The 17913-nt window shown below is 61.8% G+C and carries 16 protein-coding genes; 6 read left to right on the top strand and 10 right to left on the bottom strand.

Features of this window, described 5'->3' with window-relative positions; all coding sequences use genetic code 11:
- Positions 1-59: 59 nt before the first annotated feature.
- Positions 60-1379: an ABC transporter substrate-binding protein gene (locus NKI85_RS15290; RefSeq protein ID WP_352524857.1), complete on the top strand. Its 1320-nt coding sequence runs from the start codon at positions 60-62 to the stop codon at positions 1377-1379.
- Between the two features lie 211 nt (positions 1380-1590).
- Here NKI85_RS15290 and minE read toward each other — a convergent pair whose 3' ends face one another.
- The 7 genes from minE to NKI85_RS15255 all read right to left on the bottom strand — a co-directional run bounded on the left by minE (position 1591) and on the right by NKI85_RS15255 (position 8319).
- Complete coding sequence (minE, locus tag NKI85_RS15285; protein ID WP_352524859.1) at positions 1591-1863, bottom strand: cell division topological specificity factor MinE; 273 nt, start codon at positions 1861-1863, stop codon at positions 1591-1593.
- Complete coding sequence (gene minD / locus NKI85_RS15280; RefSeq protein WP_352472499.1) at positions 1860-2675, bottom strand: septum site-determining protein MinD; 816 nt, start codon at positions 2673-2675, stop codon at positions 1860-1862. The genes minE and minD overlap by 4 nt, the downstream gene beginning before the upstream one ends.
- A gap of 21 nt (positions 2676-2696) precedes the next feature.
- Positions 2697-3416, bottom strand: a complete 720-nt coding sequence (gene minC, locus NKI85_RS15275; RefSeq protein WP_352524860.1) for a septum site-determining protein MinC — start codon at positions 3414-3416, stop codon at positions 2697-2699.
- A 229-nt stretch (positions 3417-3645) separates the two neighbouring features.
- Positions 3646-4647 (bottom strand): substrate-binding domain-containing protein, encoded by a 1002-nt coding sequence (locus NKI85_RS15270; RefSeq protein ID WP_352524861.1) that lies wholly within the window; start codon positions 4645-4647, stop codon positions 3646-3648.
- A 107-nt stretch (positions 4648-4754) separates the two neighbouring features.
- A complete protein-coding gene (locus NKI85_RS15265) occupies positions 4755-5807 on the bottom strand; it encodes an ABC transporter permease (RefSeq protein ID WP_352524862.1) in 1053 nt (350 codons plus the stop codon).
- Positions 5807-7324, bottom strand: coding sequence for a sugar ABC transporter ATP-binding protein (locus NKI85_RS15260; protein ID WP_352524863.1), 1518 nt, complete (start codon positions 7322-7324; stop codon positions 5807-5809). The genes NKI85_RS15265 and NKI85_RS15260 overlap by 1 nt, the downstream gene beginning before the upstream one ends.
- Complete coding sequence (locus NKI85_RS15255; protein ID WP_352524965.1) at positions 7321-8319, bottom strand: LacI family DNA-binding transcriptional regulator; 999 nt, start codon at positions 8317-8319, stop codon at positions 7321-7323. The genes NKI85_RS15260 and NKI85_RS15255 overlap by 4 nt, the downstream gene beginning before the upstream one ends.
- A gap of 188 nt (positions 8320-8507) precedes the next feature.
- Between NKI85_RS15255 and NKI85_RS15250 the strand changes: the two genes are divergently transcribed.
- On the top strand, positions 8508-8615 hold the full coding sequence (locus NKI85_RS15250) for a CocE/NonD family hydrolase C-terminal non-catalytic domain-containing protein (protein WP_352776940.1): 108 nt from the start codon (positions 8508-8510) through the stop codon (positions 8613-8615).
- A gap of 133 nt (positions 8616-8748) precedes the next feature.
- Here NKI85_RS15250 and NKI85_RS15245 read toward each other — a convergent pair whose 3' ends face one another.
- Positions 8749-9855 (bottom strand): glycosyltransferase, encoded by a 1107-nt coding sequence (locus tag NKI85_RS15245; RefSeq protein WP_352776920.1) that lies wholly within the window; start codon positions 9853-9855, stop codon positions 8749-8751.
- An 8-nt stretch (positions 9856-9863) separates the two neighbouring features.
- Positions 9864-11423: a GumC family protein gene (locus NKI85_RS15240; RefSeq protein ID WP_352524865.1), complete on the bottom strand. Its 1560-nt coding sequence runs from the start codon at positions 11421-11423 to the stop codon at positions 9864-9866.
- A gap of 167 nt (positions 11424-11590) precedes the next feature.
- Between NKI85_RS15240 and NKI85_RS15235 the strand changes: the two genes are divergently transcribed.
- Positions 11591-12904 carry a VpsF family polysaccharide biosynthesis protein gene (locus NKI85_RS15235; protein WP_352524867.1) on the top strand — a complete coding sequence of 438 codons (1314 nt, stop codon included), beginning with the start codon at positions 11591-11593 and terminating at the stop codon, positions 12902-12904.
- 18 nt (positions 12905-12922) lie between these two features.
- Here NKI85_RS15235 and NKI85_RS15230 read toward each other — a convergent pair whose 3' ends face one another.
- Positions 12923-14365, bottom strand: coding sequence for a glucosamine inositolphosphorylceramide transferase family protein (locus NKI85_RS15230; protein WP_352524869.1), 1443 nt, complete (start codon positions 14363-14365; stop codon positions 12923-12925).
- A gap of 201 nt (positions 14366-14566) precedes the next feature.
- Between NKI85_RS15230 and wecB the strand changes: the two genes are divergently transcribed.
- From wecB to NKI85_RS15215, 3 genes are read left to right on the top strand one after another with little or no spacing between them, the layout of a single operon-like run.
- Entirely contained in the window at positions 14567-15721 is a 1155-nt protein-coding gene (wecB, locus tag NKI85_RS15225) for a non-hydrolyzing UDP-N-acetylglucosamine 2-epimerase (protein ID WP_352524871.1), read from the top strand.
- Complete coding sequence (gene wecC, locus NKI85_RS15220; RefSeq protein ID WP_352524873.1) at positions 15714-17045, top strand: UDP-N-acetyl-D-mannosamine dehydrogenase; 1332 nt, start codon at positions 15714-15716, stop codon at positions 17043-17045. The genes wecB and wecC overlap by 8 nt, the downstream gene beginning before the upstream one ends.
- Entirely contained in the window at positions 17042-17845 is an 804-nt protein-coding gene (locus tag NKI85_RS15215) for a WecB/TagA/CpsF family glycosyltransferase (protein WP_352524875.1), read from the top strand. The genes wecC and NKI85_RS15215 overlap by 4 nt, the downstream gene beginning before the upstream one ends.
- Positions 17846-17913: the final 68 nt, after the last annotated feature.

Below are 17913 nucleotides of genomic sequence, written 5' to 3'. Positions count from 1 at the left end.
ATTGAAGTACGAAGGCCAATCCAGGGTGGAGTGGCGGAAACTCAGTAGGAGGAACTGATATGAAACTGAAGAAAATACTGTTTGCCGCAGTCTCTGTGGGCGCAATGATGCTTGCAAGTCCAAGCTTTGCGGCGACGGAACTGAGTGTGCAGCGCTTTTTCGGCGCCTGCGATGCCGATTTCGGCACCAACACCGATCCCACCAAGGCCGTTGGCGAATGCGGCATCATCACCTCGCTGATCAACAAGTTCAACGCCGACAATCCCGATGTCCACGTCAACGTCACCACGGTGGAATGGCCGGGTTATGATCAGCTGACCGCGCAGTTCGCTTCAGGCGACGCTCCGGACATCGTCACGATCCATGAATCCGTATTGTCGGATTATCAGTCGAAGGGCCTGTTGATGCCGCTCGACGATCTCTTGAAGTCGGTCGGCGTGACACCCGACGCCTTCACCGACGCGGCGCGCAATGGCGCCACCAAAGACGGCAAGATCTATGGCCTGCCGATCGACAGCTGGACGATGCTCTATCACGTCAACATGGATCTGTTCAAACAAGCCGGCCTCGTCAATGCCGACGGTACGCCGATCTTTCCAAAGTCGCCCGAGGAACTGCTCGCCCAGGCCGAACAGTTCAAGCAGAAAACCGGCAAGCCTTACTTCGTCCAGAACCTGACCAATGAGACTGCACTCTACACACGCAATCTCTACACCTATCTTTTCCAGCAGGGTTCCGATTTCTTTGCCGATCCGAAGCATGTGAAGTTGAATACGCCGGAAGCCAAGAAGGTCGTCGAGATGTACAAGGCGATCTTCGAGAAGGGCTACACCACCAAGGACCTCGATTATGGCGGCTCGATCAACGCCTTCCTTGCCGGCGAGGGTGGCGTCCACCTTAACGGCACCTGGGTGGTCGGCGACTACAACGCCCAGTCCGAAACCAAGGGTACGGCGCTCAACAAGGGCGGTTATGCGGTCTATCCATATCCGCAGCTGTTTGGCGGCGCCCATGCGCAATATGCCGACGGCCACACCTGGGCCGTGTCGCAGAAAGACCGCACACCTGAACAGACCGCGGCCATCGGCAAATTCCTGAAGTTCTTCGCCGACAACGACTTTGAGTGGTCGCGCACCGGTCACCTGCCGGCCTATAAGGCCGTCATCACCTCGGACGCCTTCAAGGCCCTGCCGCATCGCAACACGATCTCTGCGGTCGCCGATCTCGGCAAGCCGCTGCCGTCCGCCGTACAGCGCCAGTTTGCGATCCAGGACATTATCGGCGAAGAGATGAGTGCCGCAATCAGTGGCCAGAAGGACGTCGACACTGCCCTTGCCGACATGGAAAGCCGCGTCAACGAATTGCTCGCCAACATTTGACGGCAGGTCCGTCGAGAACTCAATTTGCGCCCCGCGGCTGGATCCAGTCGCGGGGCTTCTCTACCAAATGCAAACGGCATGGCTTCTGACCCAAACCGTGCGCGAGTCTCCAGCGAGGGCCAGGATCAAACGCGATCAAATGTGGCACCGCGAGATAAGGCCCATCGCGCCCACATGAGCAGCCGATGCAAGGCTTGGCTGTGAGGTTCTGCTAGAACGCGGCGGCCATGGGCATTGCGACTTTGTTGGGGATCTGGATGTCGATCTCCAGCCTCGACGTCGTTTCGCCGTGATCCATGCTCACCTGCAGGAAATCCTGGTCGACCTGAACATGCCTGGCGATTACAGCCATGATCTCCTCGCGCAACACGGAGACGAGATCGGGCTGGTTGCGGTTGCGGCGCTCGTAAGCCAACAGCAGTTGCAAGCGCTCGCGCGCCACCGGCGCGCTGCCGCGGCGCTTGAAGATGTCGAGCAGGTTCATGCTGCCCTCCTTCCCAACAGCCGGTCGAGGAGGCCCCTCCGCTCGAAAGGCAAGATGACCGGCAGGTCCTCGCCCTCAAGTCTTCTTGCTGCGTCGATATAGGCGCGTGCAGCGGGGTTCGTGTTTTCGCTGAGCGTAACCGGCGCGCCCACATTGGATGCGCGCAGCACATCCTGGCTCTCGGGAATTATTCCCAGCAAGGGCGTGGACAGGATCTCGAGAACGTCATCGATACTGAGCATCTCGCCGCGGGCAGCGCGCGCAGCATCGTAGCGCGTGACGAGGACGTGTTTGGCGATCGATTCACCCTGTTCGGCTTTCATCGTCCTGGAGTCGAGCAGGCCGATGATGCGATCGGAATCGCGGACCGAACTCACTTCCGGATTGGTCACGATAACCGCCTCGTCGGCAAAGCGCATGGCAAGTTGCGCGCCCCGCTCTATGCCGGCCGGACTGTCGCAGAAGACGTAGTCGAAAACCGAGCGCAGCTTGTCGATTACGTCGGCGACGCCTTCCTCGGTGAGAGCATCCTTGTCGCGCGTTTGCGAAGCCGGCAGCAGGAACAGCGTGTCGAGCCGCTTGTCACGGATCAGCGCCTGCGAAAGCTTGGCGGTTCCCTGAATGACGTTGACGATATCGAAAACGACGCGCCGCTCGGCGCCCATGATCAGATCGAGATTGCGCAGGCCAACGTCGAAATCGACGAGGGCCACCCGCTTGCCGGTTTTCGCGACCGCGGCGCCGAGAGCGGCCGTCGAGGTCGTCTTGCCGACACCCCCTTTGCCGGATGTGACAACCACTACCTTGCCCATATTTGTGCCTCCAATGTTTTGTTAATTGAGCGGTGCGACGCAAAGTGCGCCGTCCTCGAGAAAAGCCTGGACCGGCCTTCCTCGCGAGGAGGCGTCCATCTCCTCGGCGGTGCGGTACCAGCCGTCCACCGCCAGAAGTTCGGCTTCGTTTTTCCGGCAAAAGATACGAGCCGCGGAATTTCCTGTTGCGCCGGCGAACGCACGTCCACGCAGCGTGCCGTAGACGTGGATCGACCCCCCGGCGATGATTTCGGAACCGGAACTGACGGAGCCGACAATGACCACATCGCCATCGGGGTGAAAGACCGACTGGCCGGAGCGGATCGGCGCCTTGATCATCAGCGAGTTCGGCGCCTCCGGCTCTTCGGTCTTGAACTCTGAGGCAACCTTCGGGTCCGGCTGCACGTAAATCGCGTCAGCGGTGGCTTCCTTGGCGCCAACGAGGAGCGGCGGCAGATCGGCATCAAGAGCAATGTTGCCATCGGCTTCGATCGCGTAGACACGGATCCCGCGCGCCGCGAGCTGTGAGACCAGATCTTCGATCTCGCCCACCTCCGGCTTCAGCATATTCAGGTCGAGCACGACCGGGCGGCCGGCAAAAAAGCCGGGAGAGTTTTCGGTCCAGTGATCCAGGCTTTGCAGCCATTCCCCCAACGGGGCCTCAGGGGTGAGGGTGAAGGCTACAAACGAGCGTGCTCGAAAGCGTATGGACTTGTTTTGGATGGGAGCGACGCAGGTCACAGAGGCGAGTCCTTACTGATTGGTTAAGGCTAGCCCGGCATGGTTAACGAAAAGTTAATGGCGGCTTCCCGAGGCTTCCATTCTTGCTGTTTCGGAGCAGCGACGGTCGATCTGATTGGGCCCTGGATACCCTCGCCGTTGCCGAAGGCCGGCCGATGAGCGAAAACGACGCGCTAACACGGTGCGGAGGTGCCAATTCGATCTCCGCACCGCAATTGCCACGCAATTTTTATTTACCCATCATCTGCTTGGCGTTTTCCGGCGTGATCGCCGTCGTTGCCACGGTGACCGTCGGCTCGACGGATGTGGCGCAATCGAGAAGAACCGACTTTGCCATATCGATCGCCTCCTTGGCGCCCGTCGGATAAGTGAAGGTTGCAGCCCATTCGCCTTCAGCAACGGCCCGGATGCCGCCGGCAGGACCTGGCAGGCCGTCGGTGCCGATGATCTTGATCTGCCCTTCCTTGCCGGCGCCCTTGGCGGCAAGCCGCGCTCCGGCGGCCATCATGTCGTTGCTCGCGTAGACCATTTTGATATCGGGATTGGCCTGCAGCATGGCGGCAAACGCCGTCTGTGCCTTGTCCGGCAGCCAGTCCGCTGCCTGCTCGGCGACGACCTTGATCTTGTCGTTCTTCTTGACGCCGTCCTTGAAGCCGTTGAGCCGTTCCACGGCAGGGGTCGAACTGGGCAGCCCTTCCAGAACGGCAACTTCACCGCCGTCAGGAAGCAGTTTCGTGGCGGTGTATTTGCCGGCTTCGAAGGCGATCTTGTAATTGTCGCCGCCAATAAAGGCCGTGTAGTCCTTGCCCGGATCGCCGACCGTCTTGCGGTCGAGCTCGATGACGGGGATGCCGGCCTCCATGGCCCGCTTCACCGCCGGCGTCAGCGGCGATGCTTCGAAGGGCGATATCAGCAGCAGGTCGACCTTCTGGGTGATGAAATTGTCGACCTGCGAGGTCTGGGTGTTCACGCTGCCGGCGCCATCGGCGATCTGCAAGGTGAACTGGGGCACTGCCTTGGCGGCGGCGGTGAGTTCGTCATTGACGTGCTGGCGATACGGCTCGGCATTGTTGGCCTGAGAAAAGCCGACCACGAATTCGCCGGTCTTGGAGCATGCCTTGACCAACGGGTCCGCAGCTTGAGCCCCTCCAGCGGCTGCGAGAAAGGTCCCGGCAAGCAGACACGTTTGCCAGGCCCTTTGTCTGCTATTGCGTGTGCTCCTGATAACCATGGTTGTTTCCTTCCTGTCGATGCCCTTGGCTCGACTGTTGGTTTGCTGAGCTTCACTCTCCCGACGCAGGGTAAGTTGGGCGTCCGGAGTCTTCCAATGTCGCCCACTTAACGGACCAGACCTTCGCGGCGACGGACGAGGGACTGAAGAACTGCCGCCAGGATGATGATCGCGGCTGTCGCGAGCAATTGCAGGGCGGGCGTGATGTTGTTGAGCTGCAGGACGTTGGCGAGCGCGCCGAGCATGATCGTGCCGGCGACCGTGCCGATCATCGATCCGGCTCCGCCGAACAGGCTGGTGCCGCCGATGACGACCGCGGCGATGGCGGTAAGTTCGTAACCGGCGCCATCATTGGCACTGCCGAAGTTGAACTGCCCTGCATGGACGATGCCGGCGAGAGCGGCCGCAAAGCCGGTGATCGCATAGACGGTGATCTTGACGGCGGACACGGGAACGCCCGAGAGGCGCGCCGCCCGCTCATTGCCGCCGACGGCAAAGACATAGCGGCCAAAGCGGGTGGTGTTGAGAACCACGGTGGCGATCGCCGCAAAAGCGATGAAGACGATGGTCGCCACCGGCACCACATTGTTGAACAGGCGCTCGCCCAGAATGGCAAACACAGCCGGGGCAAGCCCGGGTCCGTCGCCATAGGAGATGTTGATGTATTCGTTGCCCGAGACGACCAAGGCCAGACCGCGCGCGGCCTGAAGGCCCGCGAGGGTCACGATGAAGGGCTCGAGGCGGAAGCGCGTCGAGATCGAGCCCTGAACGGCACCGAAGACCACACCGGCAAGAAGCACGGCAAGGATCGTCGGCACGAGGCCAACGCCGCCATTGATCATCATCGTGGCCGTAACGACACTGGCCAGGCCAAGCAAAGCGCCAACCGAGAGGTCGATGCCCGCAGTGATGATGACGAAAGTCATGCCGATCGCGATGATGCCGGTCTCGGACACGGCGCGTACGATGTTGGCGATGTTGTCCGGGGCGATGAACAGTATCTGTCCGTGCCGGCGCGGCGAGAAGATGATGCCGCCGATCACAACGACCACCAAGCCGATCAGGCTCTGGAACCGAACGATGAGTGCAAGCGGATCGCGCCGCTTCTGAGCTGTCTTGCCGCTCGGCAGGTCGGTATCTGCCGTGCTGGTGTCGAACATCAGGAGGCCTTTCCGGTTGCGGCGGCAAGCACCGTGTGTTCATCGACGCCGCTTTTGAATTCCGCCACGTTGCACCCCTCCCGAAGAACCACAATGCGATCGCACAGGCCAATCAGCTCAGGCATTTCGCTCGAGGCGACGAGTATGCCGAGGCCTTGCGATGCCAGATCGCGAAGCCTGGCATAGATTTCCGCCTTGGCGCCGACGTCGACGCCACGGGTCGGTTCATCCAGCAATAGCAGCCGCGGATTGCCGAGGATCTCCTTGGCAAGCACCACTTTCTGCTGGTTGCCACCCGACAGCGCGCCGACCGGGATGGCGGCATTGCGCGGTCGTATGTCGAATTGGCCGAACGAGCGCGCCACCGCGGCTGCTTCGCGTGCCATCGACATGAAGCCACGCGGCGAGATCCGTCGCAGCACTGACATGATCAGGTTGCGGCCGACGGCTGTGCGCAGCATCAGCCCGCTTCCTCGCCTGTCGTCGGTGACGAAGGCGACGCCGGCCCTGCGCGCAGCTCTGATGGACTCGAGGCGCACGGGGCGATCGTCGACCTCGACGGTGCCGGCCCAACGGCCGGCCAGGCCGGTGCCGTAGAGCGCGCTGAGCAACTCGGTACGGCCGGCACCCATGACGCCCGCCAGCCCGACAATTTCGCCCTCATGTACATCGAGCGAAACCTTTTGGGGAACCTGCCAGCCGGCGCTCGCTCGAACGGGATGGAAACGGGCGTCCTTGAGATGAAGGAGCCGGCGACCTGCCGCGCGTGTGCGTTTCGGGTAAAGTTCCTCCAGGGGCCGGCCGACGAGAAGGCTGACCAGTTCGGCCTGCGGTGCGTCTGGGGCTGTCGTCCCGGCCACCCGGCCGTCGCGCATCACCGTTACCCGGTCCGCGACTTTGGGAACCTCCTCAAGCCGATGCGAGATGTAGACGATGCCCACGCCGGTGGCGCTGAGCTTGCGCATGATGGTGAAGAGCCTGTCCACCTCGCTGACCGTCAGGGCCGCCGTCGGCTCGTCCATGATCAGGACACGCGATGCATAGGACAGAGCCTTGACGATTGCCACGACCTGACGATGCCCGATCGACAGTTCGCCGACGGGCCGTTCGACATCGATGTCCAACTCGATGGCGGTCAGCCGGGTGCGGGCTTCTTCGCGCATGCTTGCAACATCGAGAAAACCGCCGGGGTTGACCAACTCGCGGCCGAGGAAAAGATTGGCCGCAACATCGAGGCCAGGCACGAGATCGAGTTCCTGGAAGATCGTGGCGATGCCGGCGGCCTGGGCTTCGCGCGGATTGGCAAAATGCACTGGTGCGCCATCGATCGTGACCGTTCCTTCGTCAGGGGCGTGCACACCGGATAGGATGTTCATCAGTGTCGACTTGCCGGCGCCGTTCTCGCCCAGCAGCGCATGGATCTCGCCCGCCCGCAGTTCGAAATCGACGCCGCGCAAAGCATGAACACCACCGAAGCGTTTGACGACGCCATTCATGGTCAGGAGTGGCGAAGTCATGCCGGTCTCCCGCAGGATGCGCGCAGGCGCAGCGTCGGCTCAAGGCGAACCGTGCGTCGCTGGCCATCCGGAAGTCCAATCCGCTCAATCAGCAACGCGGCTGCCTGCCTGCCCAAATCGTCGCAGGGTTGTTCGACCAGCGTCAGTCGCGGCTCGAAGTAGTCGGCCCATTCGAAATCGTCGAAGCCGACCAGCGATATGTCCTTGGGGACAGCGAGCCCTCGCTCACGGACAGCGCGCATCACGCCGATCGTCGACAGATTGTTGCCGGTCACCAGGGCAGTCGGCGGCAGCGGCAGCGACAGCAGGGCATGGGCGGCGGCGCTCGCACTGGCGGTGGTCGCGTTTCCCGTCACGACGTAGTCTGGCACAAACTCCAGGCCGTTGGCCGCCAGTGCGGCGCGAAATCCATCGATGCGCTCCAACGTGGTGGCAAATCCCCGCTGTCCGGCAACGAAACCGATGTGGCGATGCCCGAAGGACACGACGTGATCGATCAGCGCGCGGATGGCCTTGAAATTCTCGACACCGACCTGATCAAAGCGATCGTCGGGCAGTCGGTCGATCAAGACGCAGGGCAGGGACCGTTCCGAGAGATATCGCAATACGGCTTGCGGCGCGGCAGAGGGCGCCAGGATGATCCCGTCGACGCGCCGCTGGTGCAGTGCCTGGACGACAGCCAGCTCCTTGTCCGGATCATCCTGCGTATCCGACAGGAACACCATGAGCCCAAGGCGCGCACACTCGGTCTCGACGGCGCAGATGATGTCGCTGAAATAGGGATTTGAAATCGCCGAAATCGCCAGGCCGACGCTGCTCGTCGAGGCTCGCTTCAGCGAGCGCGCGACATTGTTGGGCAGATAGCCGAGAGCAGCGATCGCCTCACTCACCGATCGGGCGGTGGCCGGGGAGACATAGCGGGTTCGATTGACGACGTGCGAAACGGTCGACACCGACACGCCTGCCCTGCGAGCGACCTCAACGATCGTCGTCATCGCGGAGCTGTCGTCCTCGACGTGGTGACGGGCAAGCGCACGCACGCTCCTCCTCGAAATCTTGCGTTTCCCAGTCTCACAATCTTTGAATCCGCCTGGGGCGGCCGTTGTGACTTTCCCAAAGCTAGTGCCATCGAAACGTTTGCGCAACCGGTTTTCTGTCTTGAGATGACTCGCTTGCCGCCGAAATCAGCCAGGACTTCCGTGCCGGCCATCGGCTGCGCCTGGACATCTCCTCGAGCAATTTTCCGAAGGTCGGTGTCATCCGAATACCAGCGCGCCGACCTGGACGGTAACCGACAGCGGGTGCGCAAAAGGCTTTTCTTGAAAGAGCACGGCCGTTGCGGCTGATCGTCGAGAGATTCGCATAAATGAAAGCGCGACCACTCCGATCACATGCCACCGCGATCTGCTGGCCGTGCGCGACAATTAGAGCAAGGCTTTGTACCGATCGCCGATCTTGTCGACTGTGAAATCCGCCGCCCTGCTTTTCAGGACGGCAGCAGGGGTGGGGTGGTCCAGCATTTCGGTCATCGCCTTCGCCAGGGCTGCGGCGTCTCCAACCGGGACCAGCGCACCGAAACGGCCGTCACCGAGAATCTCGCGCGGTCCATGCGGCGCATCGGTGGAGATTACGGGGACACCGGCAGCCATCGCCTCGACCAACACATTGCCAAAGCCTTCGCTGGTGGATGTAAGGACGAACAGATCGGCTGCGGCATAACAGGCTGCAGGATCGTTGACGTAGCCGGCAAAGAGCACGTCCGCGCCTATGCCGGTCTCTTCGGCATAGGCGTACAATTCGGCAGCCAGCGGGCCTTCGCCGAAGATGACAAGCCGGGCAGGGCGGCCGGCGCGCACGGCAGCGAAGGCCCGCAGCAAAGTCCGGTGATCCTTGACCGGCACCAGGCGCCCGGCGGTGGCGATGACCGGGCCATCGCCCATCGCTGCCAATTTTGCCTGCCAGGCATAGGAATTCCCCTGCGGTGCTTCAGCCGGCGGCAGCGGGTTGTTGATGACCACGACCTTGGACTTGGGAAAGCCGCGGGTGACAATGTCACGGCCGACACCCACCGAAACGGCGATGGCTTTGGTCGCGCGCGCTGCAACCAGCGCGGAAAGCCAGATCGCCATCCTCGCGCCGAGGCCGCTGGCAGGCAGCGAGGCAGCGGCGTGGAAGCTTGGAAAGAATTTTGCTCGGCTTCTGGCCAACATAAGCGCCAGCGCCATCACCAGATTGGCGAATTCCGGGGCGCTATAGACCGCATCGGGATCAAGGCGGCGGAACAAATTTGCGCTTCGCACGATGCCTTTCAGCGTCGCCGACTTGGCGTAACCCTCGCCGCGCAAGGGAAGGCCGAAGTCGACCAGATGCACGGCAGCGGAGCGCAGCGCGGCGTTAGGCCCTTCCGCGTTCCAGGTAAAAAGCGTGACCTCGTGGCCACGCGACGCCAGTTCATTTGCCATCAGGACGAATACACGCTCGGCGCCGCCGCCCCTCAGGCTGGCAATGTGGAAAACGATGCGCTTCGCCATGCCCCGCTTCAGGCTCGGCTGGCGGCAAGACCTGATCGGTTCGGCGGCCGGCGCATGTCGCGGACGATGCCCATGCCAATGGCCAGCAGCATGCCCAGGGCAAAGCCTGCGAACGCTCCCACGCCTGCCACCAGGGGAGTGCGCGGGGGCCATGAGCGCCCTGGTGGCGGCACCGCGGTCGAAATCACCTGTACGTTTGTGGTGTCGATCTGCTCGCGCTCGCTGATTTGGCGCGCACGCGACAGGAAGCTCTCATAGACCGCTCTCTTCGAGGCGGCATCGCGTTCAAGCTCACGCAGGGCGACTTCGGACTCGCTGTCGGTGAAAACGTTGCCCTTCAGATCGTTCATCCTGACGTTGAGAGAAGCCAATGAAGCCTTGGCCTTGTCAAGGTTGGCCTTTGCCGTGCCGACGGTGCGCGAGAACTCCGCCCGGAGTTGCGAGTTGACGGTCTCGAGTTCCGTCCTGAGCCTGACAATCGTCGGGTGGCGCGGACCGAAGGTCATGGACTGTGAATCGATCTGCTGCCGCAGGCTGTTTGACCTGTCGCGCAGCGCCGCGAGCGCTTCCGAAACCGTGGGGTCGGGATTGGCCCCATTGATGCCGGATGCAATCAAGGCGTCGTAACTTGACTGCGCAGCGATGACGCGCGATTGCGCATCGACGATTTCGCCGTTGAGCTGCGTCATCGTCTGCGAACTGACGAGCTGGCCATTGCTGGAGGACAGGTTGTGGCTGCGCCTGTAGCTCTCGACCTTCTCTTCGGCAGCCTGCACGTCGCTCTTGAGTTGGCCAAGGCGGCTGTCGAGGGCAGCCGCGGCACGGCTGGCACCGGCAGCTTCGGCCTTGGCGAGTTCTTCCTGGAAGGTTTTGACTATGGCCTGCGAGATCAGGATCGCCTTGGCGGTGGTTTCCGCAGATACCGAGAGGGTTGTGACAAACGAGGTTGGGTCCGCGGTGGCGTCTACCCGGTCCGCTAGGTTCTTCAAGGCGACAAGCCTCGGGTCGGGCTTGCTGCCACTCGCCACAGCGCCAGACGGGGGTGTGCTCCGGTCTGGATCGAAAAACTCTGGATCGTGAGTCAGATTCAGTTCGTCCACCACACGGGAAAGCACGTTGCCCGAGGTCAAGATGCGCTGCTTGCTGCGCGTGCTGAGCAGCTGGCTATCGACCTGGCCCGGTTGCGAGTAGAGGTCGTTTTCCACAACCTGCAAATTGGAAGGGTTGATGAGTACCTCCGTCGTGACGGTGTAACGCTGCTTGCTCAGCAATGCATAGGCGCCGCCGACAATGCCGCCGATTACCGCCAGCATGCACGCCAGAGCGAGGCCGGCCCGCAGCCAGACGAACAGGCGTCGAAAATCGAGCTCGAGGAAATCGCCGATCTTGTCCAGGGTCACCGTCGCGACGGGCTCGGGTGGTTGCGGCGTCACAGGTGCGGAGTTGTGCGCCGCGGCTGGGCCATGCTGTTGCAACATTGCCCTGCGCCGCGCGTTGGCGATTCGCTCGAATGCACTGTTGTTGGAAGCCGTCGCGGAGATGGGGGGTGTGCCGGAACCGGCAGACATGGTGACAACCCTAGTTAAATCATTACGCTTGGCCTGCTCTACAGAAACATCGTTAACATCTTATTTTCCAAGTTGCCCCATTTTACCGCTCACGCTGTCCGTCCGGCGGACGTTGAAGGGATCTCGTTGCCCGGAATGCCGTTTGAATACCTTCACCTGGATGGGCCATGAGCTATCCCGCTGCCGCATCGGAACGATTGTTGTCCAGTCGAGCGCGCCGTCAGAACGCGCTGTCGCTGCTGTTTTTCCTATGCGCGGCCTTCGCGCTCCTGCTTCGCTTTACGGTGTCACCGCAGGTGATGAACATGGTCGTAAACTATACGGCCCAGGGGGGCTCGTTCTACGAGAAGCTGCATTTCGGCACCTACGCGATCTTCCTGGTGCTTGCCGTCGTTCTTTTCAGCCGACCGTTTCTGCTGCAGGGCGACGAAATTGGAATATTCAAAGCGTTGATCCGCTATTCGGTGCTGATGTTCGCGCTGGTGCCCTATCTGTTCGTCACCGGCCGTGCGGGCTCCTCCGGGTTCATCATCGATACTTATCTGGTGGCGGGCGCCGCAGGCCTGTTGATGCTGGCCTTGAACGCGGAAGTGCGGCGGGCGTTGGGCGACGTCGTGCTTGGAATGGTCATCCTTAGCGCTGTGCTCGGCACGATCGAGGCGGTGACTCAACATCGATTTATGCCTTACGGTCTCAACGAACTGCAGTTCAGGCCAATCGGCCTATCGGCGCACCCACTGGCACTAGGCGCGCTCTGCGCCACAGCCATCGGATTCGTGCCGCTGACGCGCTGGCGCATATGGGTGCGGGTGGCATCGATTCTCGTGTTGCTCGTCGGTTGTGCTGCGTCAGGTGCCCGCGCCGCCCTGATGCTCGCTGCCGGAGAAACCCTCATTCTGCTGCTGTTCGTGCCTTGGCCGCGCCTGACTCTCAAGCACCAGCGGCAGGCCAAGTCCGTCGTGCTGCTGTTCGCCCTGGTGGGCGGCGCAGTGCTGGTGGCCATACTGTTTTCGGGCGGGCTGCTGAATCGATTCGGCAACACGATCTTTGACGAGAATTTCATGGCGCGGGTGACGATCTACCAGATATTCGGACTTGTTAGCTGGAAAGACATCCTGTTTGGCATGAACGTCGACGACCTCCTGGCGATCGTCAACGAGAAGCTGCATCTGCCCTTCATCGAGAGCGCGCCGGTGGTCATCATCATGCTCTTCGGCTTGCCGATAGCCGTGCTCTTTATAGTGCTGGTATTCTGGTTCATTTTTCGGCTGCTGCGCGCGGCGCCGCTGCCGGCATGGATCGGCACCATGACATTCCTGCTTGCTGCGCTGTCGAACAACGCGCTCTCGTCAAAAGCGCCGGATATCACGACTATCGTGGTGTTGCTGCTTGCCTATAGAAACGTGCCGTATAGAAACCAGCCGAAGAGCACATCCTCGACCGCTGTCGCATCCGAGCCGAAACTGGATCGGCTTGGATAAGCGCAGGCTCCAGACGCGTCAGCCGGCGCTATCCACAACCTCGACATTGCCTGCGCGATTGAGCGTGTGAATGCCCGCCCGCGCCCATGCCGGCCCCGGATCGATTGGGCGGGGCGGTGCAAACAGGACATCGAAGTCGTCAAGCCGATCCAGCCGCATCAACCCCAGGCCGCCGCCATAGGCTCTAGACCCGTTTTGCACCGGCAGCAGCAAAGCGTCCCCCTGGCGGATGAAAGCGCCGCCCGGCCGAGTGGCCGAGTGGTCGACGGCGACCGGATTGAGCGCATGCGCGACCCAGGGCCCGCGAAGCGCCGGGGCAGAATAGACGGCCATCGTGTCCGACGCGCTGCCGTGACCGAACCGCTCCGTCCCCAACAGCCAAAAGCGACCGTCGGATTCGAGCAGCGTGGCGTCGTTGAAATCCCTGTCCGTCATCAGCACCGTGTCGCGTACCCAGCGATCCGGAAACTGCATGGCACGGTAGAGTACCACTTCGCGCGCCGCAGCACTTTCCGCGATCATGAAAATCTCGCCAGAGCGAGCGAACACCTGCGGATATGACAGGTGATGCGCTTCCTCCAGCACCACCCTCGGTACGCCGAAAGTGCCGTCGGTGCCAAGTTCGGCGACGGAAATCACCCCGCGGCCCGTGGCGTAGGGAAATTCCTCGACAAACAGAAAATGGCGGCCGTCGCGATCGAGAACGAATGGATCGGCGTAGAATCGCTGCCCGTCATCGGCAAGCACGGTGAACGGCTTACCGTCGAGTTGTCCGGTCTCGGCGACGCCTGGCCCGTCGATCAGCCGGTAGGCAACCTGCCAATAGAAGGGGCGCCGGCCGCGTCGCAGTTTTTGCACGGCGCGGTCGACCAGCCCCCTGCCGAAAAAAGGCAGATAGTGCCTGATAAAGCCGCCTTTCTTCAGGGTCGGCGCCGGGCTCTCGGCGATCGGCACAAGTTTGCCCGCGGAAAAGCGGGCGACACATTGGGCAACCAGGGAGATCGCCCCGGCGAGCAGGTCGTTGCTGCTGCGGGACAGCCAGAGCCGATCGCTGACCATCGGCCGCGCCCTGGCGACCGCAACGCCGTCGAGGCGGGTGGTGAGTTCGGGCGATTGCCCGCTCGCCAGCATCTCGGTCATGCCCGCGGCAAAGCTGCTGTGGCCACAAAATTCGAGCGTCAGGACCGGCGTGTCCCGTCGTGCGGCGGTAGCGGTGAGATCGATTATAAGGTCGGTGGGGCCGGTATCGCCGGACGGCAACGGCTCGGAACGGCTTGCCATTGAGGGACCGAAGCGCCGGCCCTCGAGCGCCAGCACATTATCCATCCCGCGTGCATTGGGTGCAGGCGCCGGCGCGCGGCAACTCGAAACCGCGTGTCCAGCCGCACTCAACCGCGCCAGAAGCTCGTTTTCCCAGCGCCGGGATGCGTCGGCGTGGCCGATGATTAAAATATTAGTCAATCCAATATATTCTTTTTCAAGACTATCACTATAGACTACTTGTCAGCCCAACCTTTCACAAGAGTTAACCCGGGAGAACACGGCCTTGGTTGTTAATCATATATTAAGAATTGAGATCACGAAGGCGTTTTCCGGCGCTATTATGGCTCTTGCGGGCAATAGTCGGCATGTCCCGAGGGCTGCAGGCGACCAGGATCAGCGATGAACGTCCTTTCACGTCCAAAACTGCCGTCGAGGCAGAAACTGCTGATCGTGTTCGGCACGAGGCCGGAGGCGCTCAAATGCTTTCCGGTGGCGCGTGCCGCTCTTGCTCATCCAGGTTTTATCACCGAAATATGCATCACCGCCCAGCATCGCGAGATGGTCGACCAGGTTGTCGAGCTGACCGGCCTGCCGGTGCATCACGACCTCGACATCATGCAACCCGGCCAGTCGCTGTTCGACGTGACCTCGCGCGTGCTCCTGGGCATGGCCGAGGTGCTGGACAAGGCGAAGCCCGATATCGTCATGGTACAGGGCGACACCACCACCGCGATGGCCGCGGCTCTGGCTGCGTTCTACAAGCGCATTCCGGTCGCTCATGTCGAGGCAGGATTGCGCAGCCACAACATCAACTCGCCGTTTCCTGAAGAACTGAACCGCAAGATTGCCGGCGACATCGCCACCTGGCATTTTGCGCCGACCGTTCAGGCGCGCGACAACCTCATCGCCGAAGGAAAAGCCGAAAGCACCATCTTCGTGACCGGTAACACGGTGATCGACACGCTGTTGCATTTTTCAGGCGCGATCGATGCCGACAGGCTGATGAACGCGAAGCTCGCCGCCCGCTTCCCCTTCCTCGACCCTTCCAAGAAAATGATCCTCGTCACCGGCCATCGCCGCGAGAATTTCGACGGCGGCATCCAGCGCATCTGTACGGCATTGAAGGGATTGGCGGCGCGCGGAGACGTGCAGATCGTCTACCCTGTCCATCCAAACCCCAATGTGCGCTCGGTGGTCAACGCAGAGCTGGAAGGCGTGCCGAATATCTATCTGGTCGAGCCGCAGGACTATCTGCCGTTTCTGTACCTGCAGAAGCAGAGCTATCTGGTGCTTACCGATAGCGGCGGCGTGCAGGAAGAAGCGCCTTCGCTCGGCAAGCCGGTGCTGGTGATGCGCGAAAATACCGAGCGACCCGAGGGGATCGTGGCCGGCACCGCCCGTCTCGTCGGCACCGATGTCGAGAAAATCCTGTTCAACGCCAATCGTCTGCTCGACGATCCGGCCGCCTATCGCGGCATGGCGGAACGACACAACCCATATGGCGATGGCCGGGCCAGTAACCGGATTGTTGAGGAACTGCTGCATCATGGCTGAAATCAAAACCGTTTCCGTAATCGGCATGGGCTATATCGGCCTGCCGACCTGTGCGATTTTCGCCAGCCGCGGGCTCGACGTCATTGGCGTCGATGTCAACGGAGCGGTGGTCGAGAAGGTCAACCGCGGCGAAATCCACATCGTCGAACCGGACCTCGATGGCTTGATCCAGAAGGTCGTGGCGAACGGCAAGCTCAAGGCCTACAGCACGCCGCAGCCGGCGGACGCCTATATCATCGCCGTGCCGACCCCGATGACCCACGACCATAAGCCGGACGTGACCTACGTGCTCGCGGCGGCACGAAGCATCGCCGCGGTGCTGAAGCGAGGAGACCTTGTGGTGTTGGAATCGACATCGCCGGTCGGCACGACACGCATTATGAACGGGCTGCTTGCCGAGTTGCGGCCCGATCTCAAATTTCCTGTCCTGCATGGCGAAGACGCCGATGTGCTGGTTGCCTATTCGCCCGAGCGCGTGCTGCCGGGAAAGGTGCTGACCGAGCTGATCAACAATGATCGTTCGATCGGCGGATTGTCCCGCAAATCGTCGGAACGGACCGCGGTACTCTATTCAACCTTCGTCACCGGCGACCTGTTCATGACGACGGCCGAAAGTGCTGAGCTGGTGAAACTGACCGAGAACGCGTTCCGCGACGTCAACATCGCCTTCGCCAACGAGCTTGCAGCGGTGTGCCAGGATCTGTCGCTCAATGTCTGGGAGGTGATCGATCTCGCCAACCGTCACCCCCGCGTGAACATCCTCCAGCCGAGCCCGGGCGTTGGCGGTCACTGCATTGCGGTCGATCCATATTTTATCATCGACGCCGCACCCAACAGCACACGGCTGATGGCTTCGGCACGCCGGATCAATTCCGAGCGGCCGATGTCGGTGGTCAGGGATATCGAGGCCTTGCTCGATCCCTCCCGCAAGCAGACGATCGCCTGTCTTGGCCTCAGCTTCAAAGCCAATATCGACGATTTGCGCGAGAGCCCGGCCGTCGAGGTGGTGAAGCTTCTGTCCGATATCCCCAATGTGAAGATCATTGCGGCTGAACCCAACACAAATGCGCTGCCGCATGAGCTCGAGGGCAGAGGCATCGTGTTCACCGACGCACTTTCGGCCATCGACAAGTGCGATATCGTCGTCCTCCTGGTCGACCATCGGCAGTTCAATCTGGTCGACCCCGAAGCGCTCAAGGACAAGAAGCTTGTCGATACAAGGGGTCTGTGGACCTGGCGCAAGGCACGCAAGCCCGACGCCCGTATCGAAGGCAAGAAACCAGAGGTCGCTCAAGTGGCGCTTGCAAGGGAGCAGGCTGCATGAACGTGCACGACGCGGCTTGGGCGCAGCATTCCCTGTTGGCATCACGGCGCCGGGAGTTCCTTGGCGCACCGATCCATGCGCTGACCATGGCCGAGACGCTGGCCATCGCCGACGAGGCGATGACCCTGCGGCGGCCGCTGCATCATGTGGTCGTGAATGTCGCCAAGCTGGTGACCATGCGCCAGAATGCCGAACTGCGCGAGGACGTTGCAGGGGCGGACGTGGTCAACGTCGACGGCATCGGCGTGCTTTGGGGCGCACGTCTGTGCGGCGTCGCGCTGCCCGAGAGGGTGGCGGGCGTCGACATCATGATCAATCTGCTGAGCCTCTGCGCGAAGCGTGGGTTCAGGCCCTATCTACTGGGGGCCGAACAGCACGTTCTCGAAGCGGTTAGAACGAGACTTGCCAAGGACCATCCGAGCCTGGTCATAGCGGGGATGCGCAACGGCTATTTCAAGCCGGAGGACGAGGCCGGGATCGTCGCGGCGATCAACGCCTCGGGCGCCGACTGCCTGTTGGTGGCCATGCCGACACCGCGCAAGGAGCGATTTCTCAAGCGCTACCGCGACGAACTCGCCCCAAGCTTCGTGATGGGCGTGGGCGGCAGTTTCGACGTCTATGGCGGCAAGGTTGCCCGTGCGCCGAGGCTGATACAAGCGGCCGGCCTGGAGTGGCTGTTCCGTGTCGTCCAGGAGCCGCGACGCTTGTGGCGCCGCTACTACGACACCAACACTGCCTATGCAGGGCTGCTCTGCCGGGAGTTCTGGGAGCGTCGCTGGCGCCGAAACGCCGGTTTATAGATTCGCCTACGGCGTGTTCCAGGTGCGCGGCGCCTAATGCCCGGAACGCTGGCTTCGACCCCCTTTCG

It is taken from the genome of Mesorhizobium sp. M0571, assembly GCF_040320985.1.
Classification (GTDB): domain Bacteria; phylum Pseudomonadota; class Alphaproteobacteria; order Rhizobiales; family Rhizobiaceae; genus Mesorhizobium.
This window is presented reverse-complemented; position numbering and strand designations above follow the sequence as displayed.